The 22,763-nt window shown below is 40.3% G+C and carries 21 protein-coding genes; 8 read left to right on the top strand and 13 right to left on the bottom strand.

Going from position 1 to position 22,763, the window contains the following annotated elements; translation table 11 throughout:
• Positions 1-6: 6 nt before the first annotated feature.
• From guaA to AC4PL9_RS11815, 3 genes are all read right to left on the bottom strand, one after another.
• On the bottom strand, positions 7-1,539 hold the full coding sequence (gene guaA, locus AC4PL9_RS11825; protein WP_491604955.1) for a glutamine-hydrolyzing GMP synthase: 1,533 nt from the start codon (positions 1,537-1,539) through the stop codon (positions 7-9).
• Positions 1,540-1,632: 93 nt separating this feature from the next.
• Entirely contained in the window at positions 1,633-2,586 is a 954-nt protein-coding gene (locus AC4PL9_RS11820) for a phosphoribosylaminoimidazolesuccinocarboxamide synthase (RefSeq protein WP_491604954.1), read from the bottom strand.
• Positions 2,579-3,526, bottom strand: a complete 948-nt coding sequence (locus tag AC4PL9_RS11815) for a PhoH family protein (protein WP_491604953.1) — start codon at positions 3,524-3,526, stop codon at positions 2,579-2,581. The genes AC4PL9_RS11820 and AC4PL9_RS11815 overlap by 8 nt, the downstream gene beginning before the upstream one ends.
• Positions 3,527-3,632: 106 nt before the next feature.
• Between AC4PL9_RS11815 and AC4PL9_RS11810 the strand changes: the two genes are divergently transcribed.
• From AC4PL9_RS11810 to AC4PL9_RS11780, 7 genes are all read left to right on the top strand, one after another.
• On the top strand, positions 3,633-4,493 hold the full coding sequence (locus tag AC4PL9_RS11810) for an SAM hydrolase/SAM-dependent halogenase family protein (protein ID WP_491604952.1): 861 nt from the start codon (positions 3,633-3,635) through the stop codon (positions 4,491-4,493).
• 9 nt (positions 4,494-4,502) lie between these two features.
• A complete protein-coding gene (locus AC4PL9_RS11805) occupies positions 4,503-4,787 on the top strand; it encodes a putative quinol monooxygenase (protein WP_491604951.1) in 285 nt (94 codons plus the stop codon).
• A 79-nt stretch (positions 4,788-4,866) separates the two neighbouring features.
• Positions 4,867-5,598 carry a gliding motility-associated ABC transporter permease subunit GldF gene (gene gldF, locus AC4PL9_RS11800; protein ID WP_491604950.1) on the top strand — a complete coding sequence of 244 codons (732 nt, stop codon included), beginning with the start codon at positions 4,867-4,869 and terminating at the stop codon, positions 5,596-5,598.
• Between the two features lie 3 nt (positions 5,599-5,601).
• The gene (gldG, locus tag AC4PL9_RS11795; RefSeq protein ID WP_491604949.1) at positions 5,602-7,377 is read left to right on the top strand and encodes a gliding motility-associated ABC transporter substrate-binding protein GldG; all 1,776 of its coding nucleotides are present in this window, start codon (positions 5,602-5,604) and stop codon (positions 7,375-7,377) included.
• Between the two features lie 21 nt (positions 7,378-7,398).
• The gene (locus tag AC4PL9_RS11790; protein ID WP_491604948.1) at positions 7,399-8,421 is read left to right on the top strand and encodes a hypothetical protein; all 1,023 of its coding nucleotides are present in this window, start codon (positions 7,399-7,401) and stop codon (positions 8,419-8,421) included.
• Positions 8,422-8,533: 112 nt separating this feature from the next.
• Positions 8,534-9,652, top strand: a complete 1,119-nt coding sequence (gene dnaN / locus AC4PL9_RS11785; RefSeq protein WP_343789999.1) for a DNA polymerase III subunit beta — start codon at positions 8,534-8,536, stop codon at positions 9,650-9,652.
• Between the two features lie 134 nt (positions 9,653-9,786).
• A complete protein-coding gene (locus tag AC4PL9_RS11780) occupies positions 9,787-10,725 on the top strand; it encodes a hypothetical protein (protein ID WP_491604947.1) in 939 nt (312 codons plus the stop codon).
• 3 nt (positions 10,726-10,728) lie between these two features.
• On the opposite strand, the gene AC4PL9_RS11775 is transcribed toward AC4PL9_RS11780, so the two are convergent.
• Positions 10,729-12,726, bottom strand: a complete 1,998-nt coding sequence (locus AC4PL9_RS11775; protein WP_491604946.1) for a ComEC/Rec2 family competence protein — start codon at positions 12,724-12,726, stop codon at positions 10,729-10,731.
• Between the two features lie 101 nt (positions 12,727-12,827).
• On the opposite strand from AC4PL9_RS11775, the gene AC4PL9_RS11770 reads away from it, so the two are divergent.
• Positions 12,828-14,366, top strand: a complete 1,539-nt coding sequence (locus tag AC4PL9_RS11770; protein WP_491604945.1) for a glycine--tRNA ligase — start codon at positions 12,828-12,830, stop codon at positions 14,364-14,366.
• 70 nt (positions 14,367-14,436) lie between these two features.
• Here the strand turns inward: AC4PL9_RS11770 and AC4PL9_RS11765 are convergent, their stop codons facing one another.
• The 9 genes from AC4PL9_RS11765 to AC4PL9_RS11725 form a co-directional block, all read right to left on the bottom strand.
• On the bottom strand, positions 14,437-14,646 hold the full coding sequence (locus tag AC4PL9_RS11765; RefSeq protein ID WP_491604944.1) for a YgaP family membrane protein: 210 nt from the start codon (positions 14,644-14,646) through the stop codon (positions 14,437-14,439).
• 124 nt (positions 14,647-14,770) lie between these two features.
• Positions 14,771-15,136 carry a hypothetical protein gene (locus tag AC4PL9_RS11760; protein WP_491604943.1) on the bottom strand — a complete coding sequence of 122 codons (366 nt, stop codon included), beginning with the start codon at positions 15,134-15,136 and terminating at the stop codon, positions 14,771-14,773.
• Positions 15,137-15,140: 4 nt separating this feature from the next.
• Positions 15,141-15,422, bottom strand: a complete 282-nt coding sequence (locus AC4PL9_RS11755) for a hypothetical protein (protein WP_491604942.1) — start codon at positions 15,420-15,422, stop codon at positions 15,141-15,143.
• A 203-nt stretch (positions 15,423-15,625) separates the two neighbouring features.
• On the bottom strand, positions 15,626-15,925 hold the full coding sequence (gene trxA / locus AC4PL9_RS11750) for a thioredoxin (protein WP_491604941.1): 300 nt from the start codon (positions 15,923-15,925) through the stop codon (positions 15,626-15,628).
• 58 nt (positions 15,926-15,983) lie between these two features.
• Positions 15,984-16,262: a rhodanese-like domain-containing protein gene (locus AC4PL9_RS11745; protein WP_343790026.1), complete on the bottom strand. Its 279-nt coding sequence runs from the start codon at positions 16,260-16,262 to the stop codon at positions 15,984-15,986.
• The gene (locus AC4PL9_RS11740) at positions 16,259-16,483 is read right to left on the bottom strand and encodes a DUF6132 family protein (protein ID WP_491604940.1); all 225 of its coding nucleotides are present in this window, start codon (positions 16,481-16,483) and stop codon (positions 16,259-16,261) included. Before AC4PL9_RS11740 ends, AC4PL9_RS11745 begins: the two co-directional genes overlap by 4 nt.
• A gap of 127 nt (positions 16,484-16,610) precedes the next feature.
• Entirely contained in the window at positions 16,611-18,632 is a 2,022-nt protein-coding gene (locus tag AC4PL9_RS11735; protein ID WP_491604939.1) for a T9SS type A sorting domain-containing protein, read from the bottom strand.
• Positions 18,633-18,739: 107 nt separating this feature from the next.
• Positions 18,740-20,722: a gliding motility-associated C-terminal domain-containing protein gene (locus tag AC4PL9_RS11730; protein ID WP_491604938.1), complete on the bottom strand. Its 1,983-nt coding sequence runs from the start codon at positions 20,720-20,722 to the stop codon at positions 18,740-18,742.
• A gap of 148 nt (positions 20,723-20,870) precedes the next feature.
• Positions 20,871-22,763: PKD domain-containing protein (locus tag AC4PL9_RS11725; RefSeq protein WP_491604937.1), on the bottom strand; the 1,893-nt coding region annotated here is incomplete at its 5' end.

Here is a 22,763-nt window from a genome sequence, read left to right as displayed (position 1 = left end):
CTGTTTTTATTCCCACTCAATTGTCGCAGGTGGTTTAGAACTGATATCGTAAGTAACCCGATTAATTCCTTTCACCTGATTGATAATTTTATTTGAGATCTTAGAAAGAAAATCATACGGCAAATGACACCAGTCAGCAGTCATCCCATCTGTAGAGGTAACTGCTCTAAGAGCAACTGCATTCTCGTATGTTCTTTCATCTCCCATAACTCCTACTGACTGAACCGGAAGTAAAATTGCACCGGCCTGCCAAACATCGTCGTATAAACCGTCTTCTTTTAATCCGTTGATGAAAATAGCATCAACTTCCTGAAGAATGCGTACTTTTTCCGCTGTTACTTCTCCCAGAATACGGATTCCTAATCCAGGCCCCGGGAATGGATGACGTCCGAGGATGTTCGCCGAAATATTTAGCGTACTTCCTACCCGGCGCACTTCATCTTTAAACAACAAACGCAAAGGTTCTACTACTTTTAGCTGCATATAATCCGGTAACCCACCGACATTATGATGTGACTTAATTGTAGCAGAAGGTCCTCCCGAAACGGAAACGGATTCGATTACGTCCGGATAAATAGTTCCCTGCCCCAGCCATTTTGCATCTTTCACTTTCTTCGATTCTTCATCAAAGACGTCTACAAATACTTTGCCAATCGCTTTTCGTTTTGCTTCAGGATCTGTCACTCCGGACAAGGCACTGTAGAAATCAGAACTGGCATCTACACCTTTCACATTCAGTCCCATTCCCTTATAGGACTCTAACACATCCTGAAATTCGTTCTTTCTCAACAAACCGTTATCAACAAAAATGCAGTGTAAATTTGCACCGATAGCTTTGTGTAGTAACATCGCAGCAACTGAAGAATCGACTCCTCCGGAAAGACCTAATATCACTTTATCATCACCCAGTTTTTCTTTCAATTCGGCTACTGTTTCCTCAACAAATGATTGAGGTGTCCAATCCATTTTACAACCACAGATGTCTTTAACAAAGTTTCTCAGCATTTCCATCCCTTCTAAAGAATGGTACACTTCCGGGTGGAATTGGATTCCGTATGTTTTTTCTCCTTCAACATAATAAGCAGCTACCTGTACATCTTTTGTACTGGCAATTACCTTAAAGGTGTCCGGTAAAATCTTGATCGTATCCCCATGCGACATCCACACCTGTGAACCATGAGAAACATTTTGCATCAAAACATGACTCTGATCTACGAAAGACAGATTTGCCCTTCCGTACTCTCTCGTTGAAGAAGGAAGCACTTCTCCACCAAAATTATGCGCCATGTACTGCGCACCGAAGCAAACTCCCAATAAAGGAAGTTTTCCTTTGATTTCTGATAAATCCGGTTTGGGTGCTTTTTCATCCCTTACAGAAAAAGGAGAACCTGAAAGGATCACTCCTTTTACTTCCTCCCCGTATTCAGGAACTTTGTTCCAGGGATGAATTTCACAATAAACATTTAGCTCTCTTAATCTTCGAGCTATTAGTTGGGTGTACTGTGACCCAAAATCGAGAATCAGAATCATTTCTTGCATGGCGCAAAGATACTTAGTTGAATTTAATTTAAACTGCGGAATCCTGAAAAACCTCATGCATCCGCATTATCTTATTGGTGGTACAAAGAGTACCTATATCCCTTTTTCTTTTAAGAACTCCAGAACATTCTTTTCTATACGGTTTTCCAAATCAGAAACGTCTCCTTTTACAAATGTTTTTCCTGATATTTTTTCGTACAACTCTATGTATCTTTCGGTAATTGTAGCGACAAATTCATCCGTCATTTCAGGAATTTGTTGTCCCTCTTTCCCCTGAAAGCCGTTTTCTATCAACCATTCACGAACAAATTCCTTAGAAAGTTGCTTTTGCTTCTCTCCTCTTTCCTGTCGTTCACTATATCCCTCCGCATAAAAATAACGGGAGGAATCAGGTGTATGAATTTCATCTATCAGATAGATCTCATCTCCCCGTTTACCAAATTCATATTTGGTATCGACCAAAAGAAGTCCCTGTTTTGCCGCCATTTCAGTCCCACGTTCAAAAAGTTCACGTGTATATTTTTCCAGTAATCGGTAATCTTCCTCTGAAACAAGTCCCTGAGCAATGATTTCTTCACGGGTAATATCTTCATCATGTCCTTCGAGGGCTTTCGCAGCAGGCGTAATAATCGGTTCTGGAAACTTATCATTTTCCTTCATGCCTTCCGGCATTTGCACACCGCACAACACTCTCTTACCCGCTTTGTATTCACGCCAGGCATGTCCTGCCAGGTATCCGCGTATCACCATTTCAACCCGAATCGGCTCACAGGCATACCCGATTGCAACCGAAGGATCAGGCGCTCCCAATAACCAGTTGGGACAGATATCTCTCGTTGCCTCAAGGAACATAGTCGCTACCTGATTCAATACTTGTCCTTTGAATGGTATTCCCTTGGGAAGGATCACATCAAAAGCAGAAATTCTGTCTGTTGCAACCATTACCATGTACTCCTCCTTAATCGTATACACTTCGCGTACTTTTCCCTTATAGACATTTGTTTGTCCGGGAAAATTAAAAGAAGTGGTTGTTACCGTATTACTCATTATTATCTGCTTTATCAAATGCTTCTATTATTCTTTTCACTAACCTGTGTCGTATCACATCATTCTGATTCAGATGCACAATACCAATCCCGTCAATTCCATCCAGAATAGTAAGCGCATACCGCAGTCCTGAACGTTGTCTGTGCGGTAAATCCACCTGGGACATATCTCCGGTTATGACAAACTTGGCTGTTCGCCCCATACGGGTCAGAAACATTTTCATCTGACTCTCCGTTGCATTCTGAGCTTCATCGAGGATCACAAATGCCTTATCCAAAGTTCGCCCTCTCATAAAGGCAAGCGGAGCAATTTCTATCACGCCATTCTCCAGAAAGTCGTTCAACTTTTCCGGAGGGATCATATCCCGCAAGGCATCGTACAAAGGCATCAGATACGGATCCAGCTTTTCTTTTAAATCTCCGGGAAGGAATCCTAAATTCTCCCCTGCTTCAACTGCCGGGCGTGTAAGGATAATCCGACGAATTTCCTTATTTTTCAGTGCCCGTACTGCTAAAGCAACAGCAGTATAGGTTTTACCGGTACCTGCCGGACCAACTGCAAAAACCATATCATTTACATGGACTGTTTCAACCAGTTTTCGCTGATTGAGTGTTCTGGCCATAATTCTGTTTCCGCCATTTCCATGTACCAATACCTCTCCTCCGTCTCCGGAAACTACTTTCGGACCATCTTCCAACATAAGATTATCAATGTTATTCTCAGAAAGTGAATTGTATTTATGCAGATGCGCAAGTATCAGTTCCAGTTTTGACTCAAATACTTCCAGGCGTTCATCATCCCCTATGGCAGTTAGCTCGTTACCTCTTGCCATAATTTTAATACCCGGGAAATACTTCCTGATATAGTTCAGCTTTTCGTTATTCACTCCCAACAGCAGAACCGGGTCTAGTCCCTTAATTTCAAACTTCTTTTCTTTCAAGTCCTATTATCAATCAAAATTCAATTGCTATCCCAATTCAAAAATTAGGATTATTTTTGGGTCAAAATTAGGAAATAAATCATTTAGCTGCACATTTGCAAAACAAATGAGTATAATTACACTGACATCTGACATGGGTTTACAGGACTACTACGTGGGTTCCCTTAAGGGGTTCATCCTCCGTCAGTATCCTGAAGCAAGACTAATAGATATAAGTCACAGTGTACAGCCATTCAATATCCTCCAGGCTGCTTTTTTCCTGCGTAACTGTATTTCTGACTTTCCGGAAGGCACGATACACCTCATTGCTGTCAATAGTGAACCTGTCATTAATTTCGGACGACCGGAAGACGGTAAGTTCCCCAGTATAATGAAGTTTAAGGGACAGTACTTTGTATCGACCGATAATGGTATCTTTTCCTTACTACTTAAAGATGCCGAACCGGAAAAAATGTATCGTATAGACGGAGCTGTTTCTTCACCTGCTGCTCTGCGTTACCCGGCAAAAAATATTCTTGCAAAAGCCGCAGCTCAACTTGCTTCCGGAATTCCCGCAGATGAAATTGGTGAAGAGGTTGATTATTTCAACAAAGCTTTTGCCGTAAACGCTGTTATTGAAGAAAATCTTCTCAAAGGAACAGTCATTCATATTGACCATTACGGAAATGCAATTACGAATATAACCGAGGATTTATTCAAAAGAGTCGGAAATGACGAACCGTTTACGATCTATTTCAGACGAAAAGAGTATTACATTGATGAGATCAGTCACGCTTACGGCGATGTTCCGGAAGGAGAGAAACTGGCATTATTCAATTCCGGAGGCTATCTTGAGATTGCTATAAACAAAGGAGTTTCCGGCAACGGCGGGGGAGCTAATTCTCTTTTCGGATTACACATTAACGACATTGTTCGTATCGAATTTTCTCCGCGCGGCTCCCGATCAACACTTGAATCTCTCTTTTAATTATTCTCTATGATTACACGAATTGTCAAACTGGAAATACAGCCCGATAAGGCTATTGAATTTAGAAAAGTTTTTGCTGAGAATCAAAAATCTATTTCCGGTTTTCCCGGCTGTCGTGAAGTACGTCTGGTACATTCTAATTCTAACGATCAGACACATTTTACTATCAGTTTATGGGAGAACGAAGAATCTCTTGAAAATTACCGCCATTCTGAACTATTCGGTAAAATCTGGCCTACGGTAAAACCATGGTTTGTAGAAAAAGCACAGGCATGGAGCACGATCTCATTCTAAAAGCGTTTTTTTAAAACTTTAACGCTTTGTCGTTCTGCTCTGTCAAAAAAACCGTTAATTTTGAGCAAAATCAGGCAATATGCGCGCTTTGTATTTGAAAGAAATCCGGGGATTCCTTAGTTCTATCATTGGCTATGTTTTTATATTTATATTCCTCATTGCCAATGGGACATTCCTTTGGTTTGTAAATTATGATACCAATATATTGGAAGGAAAGGTCGCCGACCTCATTCCTTTCTTTAATCTAGCTCCGGTAATTTTTCTCATCCTTATTCCGGCAATCACCATGCGATCGATTGCTGAGGAGAAACGAACAGGAACAATAGAGTTGTTGTTTACGCGTCCTATCAGTGAGTGGCAAATTGTGTTTTCCAAATTTCTGGCAGGAGCCACTCTTGTTTTCATTAGTCTTTTACCCACACTTATTTACTACGTATCCGTTTATTATTTGGGGAAACCAATTGGAAATATTGATCACGGAGCAACCATAACTTCGTACATCGGACTCTTACTACTTGGTGTTTCTTTTGTTTCGATAGGTCTGTTTGCGAGTTCCATTACGCAATCTCAAATCGTAGCCTTTATCATTGCTATGTTCGGAAGTTGGTTTCTATTCGAAGGACTTGACCTCATTGGTTCTTTTTCGATTTGGGGAGATCTGGACTTTTTATTTAAGAGTATTGGAATAAAAGCACACTATGATTCAATAATGAAAGGAGTTGTTGATACACGTGATCTCATTTATTTTCTATCGTTAATTGCGATATTTTTATTAAGCACTCATACTGTTCTGAAAGGGCATAAACGGTAAAATATGAATCAGAAGAAAATAGGTAACAAATTATACGACTGGGGACTGCTTTCTACGGTTCTGACCGGAATCATATTTCTGAACATTATCGGTTCCTTCTTTTTCTGGCGTTGGGACTTGACCCATGATAAGCGCTACTCATTAACCGAACAAACCAAAACGTTTCTGGAGAATACGGAAAACTTTCAGGATAAAGTACTGTTCAAAGTTTACCTGGAAGGAAATCTACCTTCAGATCTGAAGCAGATTCGCAATGCTGTTGAGGATAAACTAAGAGACTTTTCTTTATACGCAGGAAACCGTATTGAATACGTATTTATCGATCCAAATGAAGGATCAGAAATTGACGTTCAAGACCTCGGAAAAATACTCTACAGTGAAGGAAATGGGATCCGACCTACGGATATGACCATACAATCAGTGAATCAGGTAAACAACCTGCTCATCTGGCCGGGAGCGGTAATCACATACCAGGGAGAAACAAAAGGGTATGTCCAGTTCTTTAACCGATCGAGAATTCACTCTGCCGAAAACCTTGACGGACTCGTACAAGGAGCGATAAACGATCTTGAATATAACCTTCTGAACGGACTTCGACTGGCTGTGGCAGATCGAAAACCTGTCATTGGGTTCTTACAGGGACATGGAGAATGGAACGAAAATCAGACGATGGTATTCCGGTCTTTATTGCGCAAAAATTATGTTACCAAAAATGTTTCCATCAACGATAGTATAGACGCGCTAAATAAACTTGACGGACTGATTATCGCCGGTCCTAAAAACCGTTTCTCAGAAAAAGATAAATATGTAATTGACCAGTTCCTGATGCGCGGAGGAAAACTAATGTACTTCGTTGATCCTCTGAAAATTAACCAGGACTCATTATTTTACAATGGTCATACACAAACCACGTCTCGTGCATTAAACATCTCAGATCAGATTTTTAAATATGGTATTCGTGTCAATGAGGATTTGGTCGTAGATGCGCAATGCGGTCCTAATTACATTCCGGGGCACCCGCAAAAAATAATGCCCTGGTACTTCTATCCTATTGCAGATGGTACCAATCATCCTGTTTCTAAAAATATAGATCCGGTTGTTCTCCGATACGCATCCTCTCTTGAATTTGTCGGGAATGATACAAATCGTAGAATCCCGCTTCTTCAAAGCTCAGGAAACACAACGGTACGTCGTTCTCCTGCCCGGATAGATTATCGTTTTGTGGATCTTGAACCCGATTTTGCTGTGGATCCCGATAATCCGGCTAACAAAATTATGATGGCGGGAATCGTTGAAGGACATTTTGTGTCCAACTATAAGAACAGATTGGTAGAAGAATTTGCTAAAAATCCCGAAGCCCGTTTTCTGGAGGAAAGCAGCAAAGCATCCAAAGTTCTTGTTGTCGGTGATGCAAATCTGGTCACTAACAAATATGACTCGATCTACTCAAAGTCACAAGGCAGATATGATTATCGCCCGGTAAATTTTGATGAGTTCAAGTTTGATCCTTTTGACCCGAATATGAATGCAGGAAAATCAATGCCGATGTTTGTGTACGGAACTGCTGAGTTCCTGCTCAACTCAGTCGATTACATGATGGGGGATGAATCGGTATTGGGAGTACGTTCGAGAAGTATAACCATCCGTCCGTTGGATGAAGAAAAAATAAATTCAGAAGCCCGTTTCTGGCAGGTAATCAATATACTAATCCCTCTTATTGCTATCGCATTACTGGGAATTGCTTTCTTTTATATCAGAAAACGACGATTTGCCCGTTAATCAATCAGAGAAAATAAAATTATGACAGCAAAAAATAAAAAACTTGTATTTATCCTAGTGGCAGTAGTAGTTGTTTCAATACTTGGAATCGCTACCAATTCGGTATTGTCTAAGAAGGGAAAATCCAGTCAGGTTCTGGATAACTTTATGGTAGCGGACACGGCTTCTGTTGACAAGTTAATCATTTCAAACAGTCATGGTCACAGCGTTACACTCGTGCGTGGCAGCAAGGAATGGGAAACGTTGGAAGGAGAATGTATCCAGCAAGAACCTGTCAACAATATTTTGCATACATTGAATAAAGCTGCCGTAAAATCATTTTTACCGGAAGCTTCAGTTGAAAACATAAAAAATCAAATTATAATTGACTACAAAAAGGTAGAAATTTTCCAAAATGGTAAATGGATTAAAACCTGGTATGTTGGAAATTCAACACCGGATCATTACGGAACGTATGTTTTACTAGAAACGGTTGAAGATGGTACGAGCAAGGCTCCGGTTGTTTTGGAAATGAAAGGTCTGAAAGGGACAATTGAACCCCGTTTCACTGCTGATTACAGAACACTTGCCTGTACGAAGATATACGGGTACACACCTGATCAGATTGAACGCATCAAGCTTAAGAATTTCGAAAAGCCTGAGGAAAGTTTTGAATGGGTTAAAAACGGAGAATATTTTGATCTGATCTGGAACGGAAGTAAGCAATCCTATTACGACACGTTGAAACTGGTTCGTTACCTTGACCGATTCAGAAAGCTTCACTTTGAATCACACAATTACACATTTTCCCAGGAACAGGCAGATAGTATGCGTCAGACACGGCCTTACATTAAGTTTTCCGTAACAGATAAAGAAGGTAAAGAAACAGGACTGACAGCCTATCGTAAAAAGAATGAGATACCCAGATTAGATATGAACGGTGATACATTACGTTGGGATGACAACCGCATGTGGGCTTTTCTCGATGACGGGCTACTCGTTAAAATCCAATATTTTGTTTTCGATCCGATATTCGTTGACGGCACCTACTTTGTCCTGCAATAGGTATCAACCCTTTCTGTGGGTTGTTAATTCAATGTGGATAAACAGTTTCTCTGCCGGTTCATATTATAAATTAATCCCACTATATTTGCTGTAGAATATAATGGTTAACAACATGCACTTTTTAGTTTCAAGTACCGCATTATTAAAACATTTACAAAGCATAAGCGGAGTCTTAAGTACCAACAACTCCCTTCCGATATTAGATAACTTTCTTTTTGAAATTAATGACGGTGAACTGACCATCAGCGCGTCCGATCTGGAAACAACGATGAAGACCAGCATGAATGTAGACGCTAAAGATGCAGGAAAAATTGCTGTCCCTGCCAAGCAAATTCTTGAAATGCTAAAGACATTTCCTGAGCAGCCGCTTAATTTTCAGGTAAACACGGATAATTTCTCGATTGAGATTTCTTCCGATAACGGTAAATACAGCATGGTAGGACAAAACGGAGATGAATTTCCACGCACTGTGCAGGTAACTGATGCTAACAACATTCGTGTTTCAAGTGATATTATTGCCAAAGCTATCAACAAAACACTTTTCGCAACAGGAAACGACGACCTTCGCCCGGTGATGAGCGGTGTGTTCTGTCAATTTTCTCCTGACGACATAGTTTTTGTTGCAACGGATGCCCATAAGCTCGTTCGCTACCGAAGAACAGATTCCGAGTCAACCGGTTCGTCATCTTTTATTCTTCCTAAAAAGCCGTTGAACCTTTTGAAGTCTAATTTAAAGGGTGACGAGGAAGTAATGGTCGAGTACAACGAATCCAATGCGGTATTCAAATTCAATGATATTGTGATGACCTGCCGTTTAATAGATGGTAAATATCCGAATTACGAAGCTGTTATTCCAAAAGAAAATCCAAACGTTCTTACAGTTGACCGAATTTCTCTTTTGAATTCGATCAAGCGTGTTTCTATCTTTGCCAATAAAACGACACATCAGGTTCGTCTGAAAATGGCGGGATCAGAGTTAAAAATATCTGCTGAAGATCTTGATTTTTCAAATGAAGCAAATGAGCGGCTTACCTGTAGTTATGCAGGTGAGGATATGGAAATTGGATTTAACTCACGTTTTCTGATGGAAATGTTGAATAACATCGATACTTCTGAAGTGAAGATCGAGATGAGTGAGCCAAACAGAGCCGGAATTATTCTTCCTGCGAACCCGGAAAATGAAAATGAAGATATTCTTATGTTGGTCATGCCGGTTATGCTGAACCGATAAGAGTACTTTACTCCATACAATTTTTACAAAAGTCCCGCGTTGAATAGTCGGGACTTTTTTGTTTCTTTAACTTCTCTCTTTCCGATTATTACGTAACTTTAGATTCAGTGATGATACGAACGGACAAAAAGATAATGAATAGTAACATACTTACCAGCACAGGGATTGCTCTACTTACTCTTCTCTTATTCGGGTGTGCAACCGTTTCTACGGTTTCTCAAAACCCGGCAGAGCGTCAACAAAAAAGAAAAGAAGCCATTATTCAATCCATACAGGATGACCTTACCGCCAGTCAACAATACATTAATTTTGGTTTTGGAGAGGAATATATCTCAAAACCTCCCAGTTTTAAACCGCTCGACTCTCTTTACGCAGTTAAGTATGAAGAAAGCAGGTACGGCGGATTGACCCGTAACAGAGAACAGGAATTAAACACACAAATTACTGACTTACTATCTAAGATACAAAAAGATACCGTCCTCTTTAAATACGAGATCAATCACCTGTTTGGTATTGAGGAACAAGACAGTATTCTTTTTACTTCCGCGACGTTTGTCTTAAACACAGAATATGAAGTAGAAAAAGTAAATATCGATTTTCTGTTTAAGGATCATAAAAAATTTGTAAATCAGTTTACTGAGTATATGCGTAAAGAATCCTTCCTTTATGCCAGCAGCTCACCAACTGACGAAGAAAGACAATTCTATAATTTTTTCTCAGTCCCCTTTGATAAGGCCGGAAGTGCTGAAAGAAAAGGAGATGTTATCGCTCATATCCTTCACGTTATGCGTGCTGCTGCAGTTCAGAAATCACTTAACTCGGAACTTGTTATAAAACAACTCATCCTAAATGATATTACAGCTTCTGTAAAGGATTATAAACCCGTTGCCTGGTCATCTGTATATACTACAGTAGACGAAGACAATAATCTCAACGGATACTTTGTTGATCATGAATGGAGCTATGTCAATCTTGACGGAGAAAGTTATACCTTGAAGAGACGTTTTGAGATGGATGTCTATTTCAGAACCACTTCGGTACTCGCCATAGATAAGATTGAGCCTGAAGAGTAATAGTTATAACAATCGAATCGCTCCTGACTCTTTCAGTACGTACACATTGGCAGACCGGCTTCGGATCGAATTAATTTTCTTTTCTGACACTCTATTTCCTGTTATTACCTTACTTTCAGTAGTTAACAAACTTGTATCGAAGTAATCGTTAAGAACAAACCAGTAATCCAACTCTTCAAAATAGATATATGATTTGTCCCTGTTTAGCTTTAACCCTAATGAAGATTCCGTTAAGGTAAATTGATTCTGTCGTATAAGACGTGTTGAAGTACTTACACCAAAATAATTTTCCAAAGATCTTTTCAGAAACTGAGCCTTTTCTTCTGCTTTCTCCCAATTTGAGAATAAAATGATTTCACTGTATACTCCCTTCCTGACAAACATCATTGGCGTAGGATGATTAAGAATAAATATATTCGAATCTTGTCGCTTGTCAAACCATTTTACCGTTTCAAAAACAAATAGCAGAATAGCTACACCAAGTGCCGTTTTCAGAACGTTTTTCTGTTTGTTCGCCAAAGCGAAAAAAAGTGCGCCCAAAATCGCATACATCACAATTATTTCCCAAATTTCTAACTGAATCCCTTTTGTCAATGCAAAAGGTAACCCGCTAATCCACTCAATGAAATACACCAATCCATAGATGATTGCAGTCAAAAGCAAAGCAATAATAGACCCCACAAATGGAATCGGGCCGGTTACAATTAACCCAAGTGCGACCCCCAGAAGAATTCCGGAAAAGATCATCAACCCAAGATTCGTCAGAAGAAAGTAGTTGGGAAACTGATTGAAATAGTACATAGTAAGCGGGAATGTTCCAAGTTGTGCAGCGAGAGCAACAGAAGTTCCCTGCCATACTTTGCGTAAAAAAATAGTTCGGAGATATACCGCATTTTCTATACTTCCCGAAAACAGAAAGATTCCCAGCATTGCCAAATAGGAAAGCTGAAAACCAATATCAAATAAAAACTCAGGTGCAATCAGTAATAAAACAAAGGCTGAAACGAGAAGACTGTTAATTGAATTTTGCTGTTTTCCATAGAGCATCCCTATAGCGACAAATGAAAACATCAATACAGATCGGTTCACTGATGCGGAAAAACCTGTAATCCCGGCATACGCCCATAGAATTAGTAATAAAATAGTCAGTTCGGTCCATTTCGGCAGGTACCGGAAAAAGGTTCGGATCACCCATTGCAACAATACCAGAAAAATCCCAACATGCAAACCGGATACCGCCAGCAGGTGCATTGCCCCTGCCCCCGAAAAAGCATCCCGCAGATCTGTCCGTATTGATGATTTATCACCTAGTAATATCCCTTTAGCTAATGCCAGCGCATCTCCTTCCAAATGATCCTCCAGTAAACGCTGTATACTTTTATTTAATCGGGAGAAGATTGCCAGCCCTCTATGTTCGGACTTACAGTATACCTGAATAAAATCAGCATGAATATACGTCTGATGAAAAACACCCTGATTTGCCCAGTATCTTTTGGCATTGAACTCTCCCGGATTTCCTGTATTCTCTATAGGATGAATTTCTGACGAAAAAAGCACCTGATCCCCCGGTGTCAGTATCGAGGCAGCATTTGTATCGATATAGGCAAGTAACTTTCCGGTAACCGTATATCCGATATCCCCCGTCATTGCTTTCAGAATCTCCAATTCGCATTTGTCTGTACTTTTTGCCGGCTGGATAGAAATTAATTTCCCCACAAAAAACTCCCCGTCGATTTCCGCAAAGTGATCAGGCAGCCTGTTGGCACGACCGGACTGATGTATAAAAAAGCCTATCATAACCAACCCTGTATACGCAAGGAAAGAAAACACTTCTTCCCTGTAGCTCTTTGTTACAAAAGCTATGACCAGGATTATCAAAATCACAATCAGAAGCGGACCGACAAAATAAGTCACAGCATAGTGTCTGCCTGTCCAATCTGAAACAACAATCCCCAAAATAAGCGGCAATAACAGCTTTAGTATAGGGTAATAGGTTTTCATTGCAATAAGAAAAATACAAAAAATAATTTCATTTACAGAAACTTAATAAATCATTCACTTCCGGTAATCATTTCTTTCTCCTTTTGTCTAAATTTGCAGCTATGGAAAAGAAAGAAGACAAACTCAAGGATATTATCTCCCACGCAAAGGAGTACGGATTTGTATTTCCTTCGTCTGAAATCTACGACGGACTGGCTGCAATATACGACTACGGACAACTGGGTTCTGAATTGAAAAACAATATCAAAACGTATTGGTGGAAAGCAATGACCCAAATGCACGAAAATATTGTTGGAATTGACGCAGCTATTTTTATGCACCCGGACACCTGGAAAGCATCCGGTCACGTAGATGCCTTTAATGATCCGCTTATTGATAATAAAGATTCCAAAAAGCGATACCGAGCTGATGTCCTTGTTGAAGACCATATTGAGAAGATACGTCAGAAAATCGAGAAAGAAGTCGCTAAAGGTCAAAAGCGCTTTGGAGATGATTTTGATGAAGTGCAGTTTAAAGCGACCAATCCCAATGTGTTACGTAATGCGGCCAAGATTGAAGAAATTGAAAACCGGATGCGTGAATCACTGGAAAAAGAAGACCTTGTAGCTTTCAAACAGTTGATTGATGACCTTGAGATTGCTTGTCCTGTAAGTGGCTCCAAAAACTGGACAGAAGTCCGCCAGTTTAACCTTATGTTTGCGACAGAACTAGGTTCAGTGGCCGGAGATTCTTCTAAAATTTACCTTCGTCCGGAAACGGCTCAGGGTATTTTTGTCAATTTCCTTAATGTACAGAAAACCGGACGAATGAAAATTCCTTTTGGAATTGCTCAAATCGGTAAGGCATTCCGAAACGAAATTGTTGCACGTCAGTTTATTTTCCGTATGCGCGAATTCGAGCAAATGGAAATGCAGTTTTTTGTGCGTCCCGGAGAAGAGATGAAATGGTATGAATATTGGAAAGAACAACGTACCAAATGGCATCTTGCCTTAGGATTAGGAGAAAAGAATTATCGTCATCATGATCATATAAAACTGGCTCACTATGCAAATGCAGCCTGTGATATAGAGTTTAATTTCCCAATGGGATTCAAAGAGCTGGAAGGGATACACTCACGTACTGATTTTGACCTGAAACAGCACGAAGAGTTATCGGGTAAGAAACTTCGTTATTTTGATCCGGAGATCAATGAAAACTATATCCCTTATGTAGTAGAAACGTCTGTAGGATTAGACCGAATGTTCCTTTCCGTATTATCAGCTTCCTACCATGAGGAAAAACTAAGTGATGGTTCTGAAAGAGTCGTAATGAACCTTCCTCCGGCCTTAGCTCCTTATAAAGTAGCTGTTATGCCTTTAACAAAGAAAGACGGTCTTCCTGAAAAAGCCCGTGAAATTATTGACACACTGAAATTCGATTTCAATTGTCAGTATGACGAAAAAGATTCGATTGGTAAACGCTACAGAAGACAGGATGCAATCGGTACTCCATACTCTGTAACAGTAGACCACCAGACGCTGGAAGATAATACTGTAACCATACGTGATCGCGATACGATGGAACAGGAACGTGTAAATATAGATGCGTTACACCGTATTATTGATGAAAAAGTTTCACTTAGAAAACTTTTGACCGCATAATTATTGATAGTTCTAAAACCTGAAAAGCGCAGTCATATCTGACCGCGCTTTTCTTATATCACCTGCCGTATTACTTCCGCTCCGTTTTACAGGTATTAATCCCGAATAACGTATATAGCGGGCAAAAATTCAAAAAGGATGTAAGCACCAAAACTCCGGCTACAACCAGAAGAATAATTGACCAGGGAGTTGTCACCAATTCCATATATATGGCTAACAAAAGTAATAACGCCACAACAATCCGTATTCCTTTATCAACATTTCCCATATTCTTTTTCATCTGTACATGTTTTTAATTTCAAGCGTTAGATAACACCCATTTCTACTGTCAAAGTAATGAATTATTCGATGGCAGTCAACTGATACCTGAAAATTAGTCCTGTTTCTGATATAAATCAGGTTTTTCAGCTGTCTCTGAAACGGTAATAAACAATCGCTCCGACGCAATAACAAAGTACATCAATGGGATCTGCCGTATACTTATCCGAAAAACGGGGTAGAAGCCATTCGAAAGCTATCGAAAACAAAACAACGGAAGTAATCAGCATTCCCAAATCGACGCGAAAAGAAGGGTTCTTCGTAAAAAAGCGTATGAGAATAGTAACAAGAGACAGAACAATAGGAATAACCAGAATATCATCGACATATCCGGAAAGAAAAGGATGTTGAATTTCCGATAGTAATACAAGCTGGTTTGTTGAAAATAACAGCGCAGAAATGATAAACACCCAGGAAGCCAGTGGTTGTATGACATCGGATCTGCTTTTCATCTCTTTAAGCTGAAACCCAAGCTATCAACCAGACAAATCCGGATATAATGTAAAAGAAAATCCAATAAACAGGACGAATAAAATACAGTATTCCTTTTCGCCACCAGGGATACTCAGGTTTAATCTCGAACAACTCTCCTTCCGGTTCTCTTTCTTTAATCAGTCCTTTTTTCTTTCGAGCTTCGAAAAGTAACTCATTTTTATCCAATAACCCTCCACAGGATGAACAATTTGTAAGACTCCCCGGATTCCATTTTCCACAAGTAGGGCATTTTTTCTCCTGCATGTTTATGCTTTCAAAAATTCATTGCAAATATCCGATAAGTTTACGAACCTGCCAACTTATCCTGTTTGAAAAACAGAGAATAAAAAAATGTAATTATATAATTTCCAATCACAAAAAACTGCTTCCGGTACTCCACGAAACGATTACTTTTCCGGGCTACCAAAAACAGTTCCTTTTATAAACTCAGGTATTTCCTGAAAATCTTAGAAATACTGTTGTAAAACCTGCTCCAGTTGTGCAGCGGGAATTACTCCCGATTGTCTCCAGACGATTTTTCCTTCTTTAAAAATTGCCAAAGTAGGAACTCCTCTTATCTGAAAAACCTGAGCAACCTGTGGATTTTTATCTACATCAATTTTTATAATACTGGCCTTGTCTCCTACCCGTCCCTTAAGGTCTTCCAAAATAGGTTTCATTGCCTTACACGGCCCACACCATTCTGCAAAGAAATCCACCAAAGTAGGTTTTGCATCTGCTACCAGTTCATTAAATGTTTTTGCCATACTTATTCTTTTGTTTCGGGATCTACCCCAATCCATTACTACAAGATAGGATTTTTAATCAGGCTACCTGAGATTTGTAGTAATTTACTTCGAGCCACGATCCTCCGTTAACACATTCTATCCCCTGTGATTGTAATATTTGTGTCGCCATTCCACTTCTGTTTCCTGAAGCGCAACATAAAACAACAGGTGTTTTCATTGTACGGAACTCATCTACTCGTGCTGTAAGCTCCTGAAGAGGAATATTAATTGAGCCTGCTACATTACCTCCCATAAACTCTCCGTGTGTACGAACGTCCACTACTGTACCGTTTTGTACCATTTCCTGTATTGTCATGATTTTTCTTTTTTAAGTTTATTCAACATACTTTTAATCAAATCGAAAACCAAGCCTCCCATGATGGCTCCATACAGTGTCATATTCACCGGACTGGACTTAATCGTACAATACCCATCCTGACAACCAATATAGTACCAGTATAACCATCCGAGTAATGCCCCTAATCCTACTCCGGCTGCAACAAAACCAAATCTGGCCATTATTACTTTTGTTTTCATACAACAAAGATACGAAGGAGAGTTTCCTTACACAGTGACAAGAGTTACAGAGCAATGGGATACAAAAAAACAGGGCTGTCCCAAATGATCAGAACAGCCCTGCCAGCGTAATTCCGGCTAAAATGAATTAATAAACTATAACCTTGCTTGTTTTTCGATAAAGCCCGGATGTGATGTGAACAAAATAGTTGCCGGAACTACTGCTACTCAAATCATACACTTTTTTAGTAACCTGCGAACCAAAATCAATGGAGACCTGCTCGTTGTAGATTGTTCTTCCGAAAGCATCTGTAATTTCTACAGTCACTTCACTCTCAGAAAAGTCTCCTAGTTCAACCGTTATAAGCCCTTCACTCGGATTTGGGTAAACCTGAACCTCCGGGCTTACTTTCAAAAAATCATCCGGCGTATTTAGTGTGTACCCAACTGTAAAGTAATACTCTATATGACTACCGAAATCAGATTGGAACGTATGCGCCATCTGCGCTCCGGGAATACGCAGACGAGCATATCCACTCCCGTCGCTATTTGCCCACCAGGAAAGACCATTTTCTGCGCTATCTTCGATCCTGAGAATATAACAGCCTTCCTGCAAATCAAATGTATCTCTGTAAATCGTATTGGCAACCATTCCAGGTTGGTTTTCTTTCAAGACATTACCATATCCGTCGTATAACTTCCATGTTGTTTCATATGGCTTTGTGTTTGTTCGTAACTGGAACTCCAAATTACCGGGTAACATTGGTGTTGTTTCAAATTCAGAAACCATTCCATTATTGATTTCATTCTCATCATTCCCTCCATTGGGAGTAATGATTTCTACTTCGAACTGGTTAACGCCATTCTGAGAAACCCACTCCCAGGATTCAGTTAGTGGTAACTGAACCTCTTCTGACTCGTCAAACGCAAGGTTTCCCTGCCACTGAAACTCTCTCCAGTTGTTTCCATTTACAGCATACCGGATAGTCGCCTGTGTCAATGGAAGTTCTCCGTAGTTCTTAACTATTACTCTGGCATGATTACAAATCGGATTGAATCGTTTATAATCATCTTTATTTGTCGGGGCTATGATATCTTCAATTGCTGCATCCGTCTGAAAGTTGTGATCTCCGTATAGGAACAGTTGTGTTTCCAGAATATAAACCGGAGCCTGTGTACCCGACCAGTTGATTTGCTGAATATCCAAATCCAACTCATGTGTTGATCCTGCCTGAATCAGATTTGTGATTTCATGATCAAAATGATGTGCACGCAATCCCGGGCACCAGTTAGCTCTGTCGTACAACCAGGTTCCTCCTTGCGGAAAGATAGGGTTTTCTCCACATTTGTTATCCCACATGTTTTCCGAACCAAATTGAGTTCCATCCAACTTCAGGTAATAATTCCTCTCGCAAAACTCAGCACATGCCGTATTATTATCAAAACCATGTCCGGAAGGGATAAAGCGAACTTTAGCTCCATTAATATCTCCCGGAAAATCAACATCCATCGGCACCGCGTGATTCTGTTCAAAATGAGCGTGACTCTGATAGTTCCATCCGTCTCCACCTGTTTGCCACAAGTTTCGGACTCCTTTCACTTCTCTTGGTGGCGTTCCTTCGATAAATTCAAAATCTACGGTAACACTAAAACCACTTGACCACCCACCATAGAATGCTCTGATCTCTGCGTCTCCCTGAAACAAGGGAGCATAATCTGTCACATCAAATGTATGTACGTGTTTCCATCCTGAATTATACCCATTGGAACCGGTTCTCATATACCCTCCGTAAGGAGTAATCACACGGGCTAATTCAAATGATTCTTTCGCTTCAAATACATCCCAGGTTGTATCTGCATCATAAGGATCTTCTGAGATTATAGTTATATCCGCAATTGTCGAATCATTGTATCCAAGCGGTTTTCTCAGTTCAATCTTGGTCGTATAATCCCAATCACTACACCCTGTGGAGGCGCACCCCATTGTGTAATGCATTAGTATTTTTGAATATGTAACTCCTTCATCAGGAAATGTTACGGGTTGGTCATAGTTCTCATACCAAACCATATCTACTGCATCGTGGACACGAAGTCTGGTCGTATCTCCCGGGGCAGCATATAGTGCAGATAAAGAAGCTAAAGCCGTTACAGTTAAAATTAACTTTCTCATGGTATAGTTTTAAATTTTCAACAAAACCCAAAATAAGTGTATTGTTTTCAAACACTCTCAAAATACAGCGGGACAAGAGCAGGACAATAGTGTCCCGGTTTTATCCTTTAACGCACCAGCTGTACAAATCCGTGTTTATCAAACTCTTCACCTGATGATGAGCGTGCTACTATTTTGTAAAAATAAGTTCCGTTTATTAACTCGCGTCCTCCCGCGTCAGTTCCGTCCCAAAGGAAATCCGGATGGTCCGCCTGGAATACGGTATTCCCCCATCGATTAAAGATGGTTACTTCCAGTTCTTCAATTCCTTCATAGGTAATTAATCTGAATGCATCATTAGCACCATCCTCATTAGGTGTAAAAACGTTAGGGACATCTAATCCGCAAACACCTGACACGGAAACGTAAAAGGAATCAACTTCCGACACACATCCGAACAAGTCTGCATAAACCAACAACATTGTATTGTCCTGGATCTTAATTTGTGGATTACCTCCCTCTACTCCAATTGCCCATATAATCTCAGCTGCCGGATGTGAAGATGTCACTACAGGAGAAATGGTCTCTCCCGGACAAACCACCATATCTTCCGGAACGAAAACATCTGGTTGAGGAATAACCTCTGTAAAGATCGAATCCTGAGCAGGTGGACAGTGTCCTGCCTGTCCTGTTACATAGACCCATCCAGCGTCTGTATCGCTAACGGTAATTGTTCCATCGGAAAGATTCATAGGTTCCCAATAAAACTGGGTTCCTAGTGCATTCGATGTGGCTGTAAGATCAACCGAACTTCCTTCACAGAAAACAGAATCTCCCAAAATTTCAACTGACAATTCCGGAATTACAGAAACAAGTACTTCTGCACTGCCAACACATCCGTTTGAGGTAGATGTTGCCGTCACTGTGTAAAGCGTTGTGTCAGCAGGGTTGATTGTCCATTGCGTTCCGGTATGCACCCCACTGTTCCAGTCGTATCCATTTACTGCGATATCGGAACTAACAATAAGATCTATCGTACTCCCAAAACAGATAGATGTGTCCGGAGTAAGTGTTAACTGAGGTGCCGGACGAACCGTTACTACTGTTTGTACAGTAGATGAAACACAGTTATTCTCATCCGTTACATTCACACTGTAAACAGTTGTTGAAGTCGGTGACACATCTAACTGAGCCTGATCAATATTGCCGGGCATCCAGTTAAACACCGGATTCTGTGCAGGTGTTGTAGCTGTCAATGTTGTAGTTTCTCCTTCACATATGGTCCCTCCCCCTGTAACACTTATTGTAGGGTTTGGAGGATAGGAAACCGTTATATTATCAGTAAATGTACAAATGGGCGCAAAAGAAATATCATCCAAAGCAAAATCATTTCCTGCATCCAGTATATTTTGGTTAATAATGGAAAGCTGGGCACTGGTTTGGGCACCTGAGTTCCAGGTAACAAAAAACTGCTGCCAACTACAGGTTGAAGAAGAGAGCGTTAACTGATTTCCGACCTGTTGTCCATTGATCACAAATCGCAATATCCCGGGATTATCACTTACCACGGATGTCGTCCAGACAGAAAACTGATAATCCGTGTTGGGAGTAACCGGAACTGTCTGCCCCCAGACTTCGGCATTGGAACTCGAAGAACCATTTACAATAAACATTGAGCCGGCGGGAGTCTGAACCGTATGATCACTACACGACACAAAATTTGTATGTGTTAAGCTCGGATTAGATGAAATAGCATACGTTCCGGGAGAAGAGAGCTGTCCCCATGTACCACCTGTTCCCTGTATATAATCACTCGTAAATCCTGTATTTCCCTGAGAGAAGTCTCCGTTAGCGACTACATTCTGTAACATAACCATTCCCTGACAGGAATAAGTTCCTGCCTGAGAAACAACTATTGAACTTTGAGTAGACCCGTTACTCCAGAGATAATTATCGTATGTAGACGGAGCTGATAATTGCAACGTTTCACCACAATTAAGTAATGTATCATTTCCAAAATTAATATCCGGATAATTCTCACATTGTCCCATCGACACTAACGACAGCATCGAAGACAACCCCATTACACCAAGCAACTTAATTGTATTCATAATTTTATAGTGATTTAGCTTTACTCAAATTTAAAACATACCAGCCTCTGTATCCTAAAAGCCGGCAAGACAAAAACAGGACAAAAAAGCGGGAGCTACCCCCGTAACTCCCGCTATTCCAGATTAAATCTATTGAATTATGAAACTACTACTGAACAACCAACTTTTGAACCGTCATTTTTCCATTCGTAATTACCTTTACGTAATATACACCTCCCTGCCAGTTACTTGTAGTAACCTGAACAGTTTTAGCATCAACTACAGAACTCATTACCAATTGTCCGGACACGGTATAAATCTCAATTTGCTCAATATTCATATCTCCGGATAAAACGGTTACAAAATCAGCTGCCGGGTTAGGGTACAAACTGATAGAACCATCTGTCTCATTCGAAGCGATTGAAGCTGTTCCATTCTCTACTGTGATGTTTTCTGTAATTACGGTTTCTGTACATCCGAATTCATTTTCCAATGTCACAGTAATGGTATAATCTCCATCTTCTCCGTATGTATGACTCTGAACAGAAGCTCCATTGTCAATTGTTGTTCCATCTCCAAAATCCCAACTGTAAGAAGTTGTATTTTGTGGATTAACTACAGCAAACAACTGATTCAAACCACCGCCTTGTACCTGAATACCTGCTGCCTGAGGAGTTCCTGCAATATCAACCTGAATAGATCCGATTCCCAAACATCCGTCAGGATTTGTAACATAACAGATATAGTTTCCTGCTTCAGCCACTTCAATTGTCTGCGAATGCTCGTTAGTGTTACTCCACGTATAAGTAGAACCAACATTTCCTGCATCAAGAAGTAATGTTTCTCCTTCACAAATTGTTGTGTCATTTCCAAAATCAACAACCGGATAGTTATTTAGAATTTCATAAGTTCCGATTTTTCTTGAACATACCGCATTATCAGGGTTACTCATCCATACATCATAACGTCCCGGAGTCAAATCCGTAAAAATACTAGATGCCTGCCATTCTGAAGGAGTTCCTCCATTTTCAGCTATGATACCGAAGCTATATGTTCCATACATGATATTCAAATCATCAATAGCATGACGCAATGCGTCTCCTCCTGTACCTGCCGAGAAAAAATGTCTCCATGAAGATTTATCTGCCTGAGCATACTCTACAGGTAACTGAACAGAGTTGAATATAGTTACTCCATCAACAGTTAATGTTAATTGCCCGAATTGTGACACGGTAACTTCCACAGGAACATCTGTTCTGTTTTTCCACAAGTTGATATTGTCAGAGTAAGCCAGTACTTCGGAACTGGCAGGACCAAATGCATTCGTTCCATTCCATCCGTACACTACATAAATTCCAGGCTCATTTCCATTCTCAGTTCCATTAGGAGCTGCATCAAAACAAACACGAAGTTTATTTCCTCTACCATTCACTACATTCTGGTAAGTCGAATAGTCTGCATTATCTGCAAAAGAGTATGTGATACCATCTGCACCACCGGTGTTATAATTGTTGATTGGTAAATCTGCTGTCAGATTGAATGACACTGAAAGATCTCCACTTAAAGCAACTCCCGGATTCTCAACAGCAAAGGCTCCTCGTAACGAGGTAGCTGAAGATGTTATCACCATTCTACCGTCTGTGATCGATGCATTTCCATACAGCACCGTATTTTCACCCGCATCTACTTCAAAATCATTTGCATAAAACTCCTGCATTCCAGACTGACCAAATACATTTATCAACGAAACAGATCCTTCAGGTACATTACAGTCAACGTGAACCAAATCAGCAGACTCTGCTCCAAAACCAATAATAGCACTTACTGCTACAGAATCAATATAATCAGAAGGACAAGAAGAACTTCTCAATTGATAATAGAACGTGTAAACACCATCCTGATTCGGGACGAAAATGTACTGGTTGGAAGTCGTCCAATCCAATGCTACTGTCTCGCCATCTTCTTCTAACCATCTATACTCCCATTGCCCCATTCCGGAAACAGATTCAGGAGTTCCCGATACCTCAAACGTAACCGGATCATTTGCCGTACAATTCTCAGC

The sequence above is a fragment of the Wandonia sp. genome (assembly GCF_984588085.1).
Note: the sequence above shows the minus strand (reverse complement) of the source record. Positions and strands in the feature narration are given on the sequence as shown.

What these genes read in the sequence shown, in the direction of transcription:
- gldG (WP_491604949.1), top strand. Translation starts at nt 5,602, where the DNA reads ATGAATCAGAAGAAAATAGGTAACAAATTATACGACTGGGGACTGCTT.
- AC4PL9_RS11740 (WP_491604940.1), bottom strand. Translation starts at nt 16,483, where the DNA reads ATGAAAACAAAAGTAATAATGGCCAGATTTGGTTTTGTTGCAGCCGGA.
- guaA (WP_491604955.1), bottom strand. Translation starts at nt 1,539, where the DNA reads ATGCAAGAAATGATTCTGATTCTCGATTTTGGGTCACAGTACACCCAA.
- AC4PL9_RS11790 (WP_491604948.1), top strand. Translation starts at nt 7,399, where the DNA reads ATGACAGCAAAAAATAAAAAACTTGTATTTATCCTAGTGGCAGTAGTA.
- dnaN (WP_343789999.1), top strand. Translation starts at nt 8,534, where the DNA reads ATGCACTTTTTAGTTTCAAGTACCGCATTATTAAAACATTTACAAAGC.
- AC4PL9_RS11730 (WP_491604938.1), bottom strand. Translation starts at nt 20,722, where the DNA reads ATGAATACAATTAAGTTGCTTGGTGTAATGGGGTTGTCTTCGATGCTG.
- AC4PL9_RS11755 (WP_491604942.1), bottom strand. Translation starts at nt 15,422, where the DNA reads ATGCAGGAGAAAAAATGCCCTACTTGTGGAAAATGGAATCCGGGGAGT.
- AC4PL9_RS11780 (WP_491604947.1), top strand. Translation starts at nt 9,787, where the DNA reads ATGAATAGTAACATACTTACCAGCACAGGGATTGCTCTACTTACTCTT.
- AC4PL9_RS11820 (WP_491604954.1), bottom strand. Translation starts at nt 2,586, where the DNA reads ATGAGTAATACGGTAACAACCACTTCTTTTAATTTTCCCGGACAAACA.
- AC4PL9_RS11805 (WP_491604951.1), top strand. Translation starts at nt 4,503, where the DNA reads ATGATTACACGAATTGTCAAACTGGAAATACAGCCCGATAAGGCTATT.
- AC4PL9_RS11745 (WP_343790026.1), bottom strand. Translation starts at nt 16,262, where the DNA reads ATGACAATACAGGAAATGGTACAAAACGGTACAGTAGTGGACGTTCGT.
- AC4PL9_RS11760 (WP_491604943.1), bottom strand. Translation starts at nt 15,136, where the DNA reads ATGAAAAGCAGATCCGATGTCATACAACCACTGGCTTCCTGGGTGTTT.
- AC4PL9_RS11775 (WP_491604946.1), bottom strand. Translation starts at nt 12,726, where the DNA reads ATGAAAACCTATTACCCTATACTAAAGCTGTTATTGCCGCTTATTTTG.
- AC4PL9_RS11810 (WP_491604952.1), top strand. Translation starts at nt 3,633, where the DNA reads ATGAGTATAATTACACTGACATCTGACATGGGTTTACAGGACTACTAC.
- gldF (WP_491604950.1), top strand. Translation starts at nt 4,867, where the DNA reads ATGCGCGCTTTGTATTTGAAAGAAATCCGGGGATTCCTTAGTTCTATC.
- trxA (WP_491604941.1), bottom strand. Translation starts at nt 15,925, where the DNA reads ATGGCAAAAACATTTAATGAACTGGTAGCAGATGCAAAACCTACTTTG.
- AC4PL9_RS11765 (WP_491604944.1), bottom strand. Translation starts at nt 14,646, where the DNA reads ATGAAAAAGAATATGGGAAATGTTGATAAAGGAATACGGATTGTTGTG.
- AC4PL9_RS11770 (WP_491604945.1), top strand. Translation starts at nt 12,828, where the DNA reads ATGGAAAAGAAAGAAGACAAACTCAAGGATATTATCTCCCACGCAAAG.
- AC4PL9_RS11735 (WP_491604939.1), bottom strand. Translation starts at nt 18,632, where the DNA reads ATGAGAAAGTTAATTTTAACTGTAACGGCTTTAGCTTCTTTATCTGCA.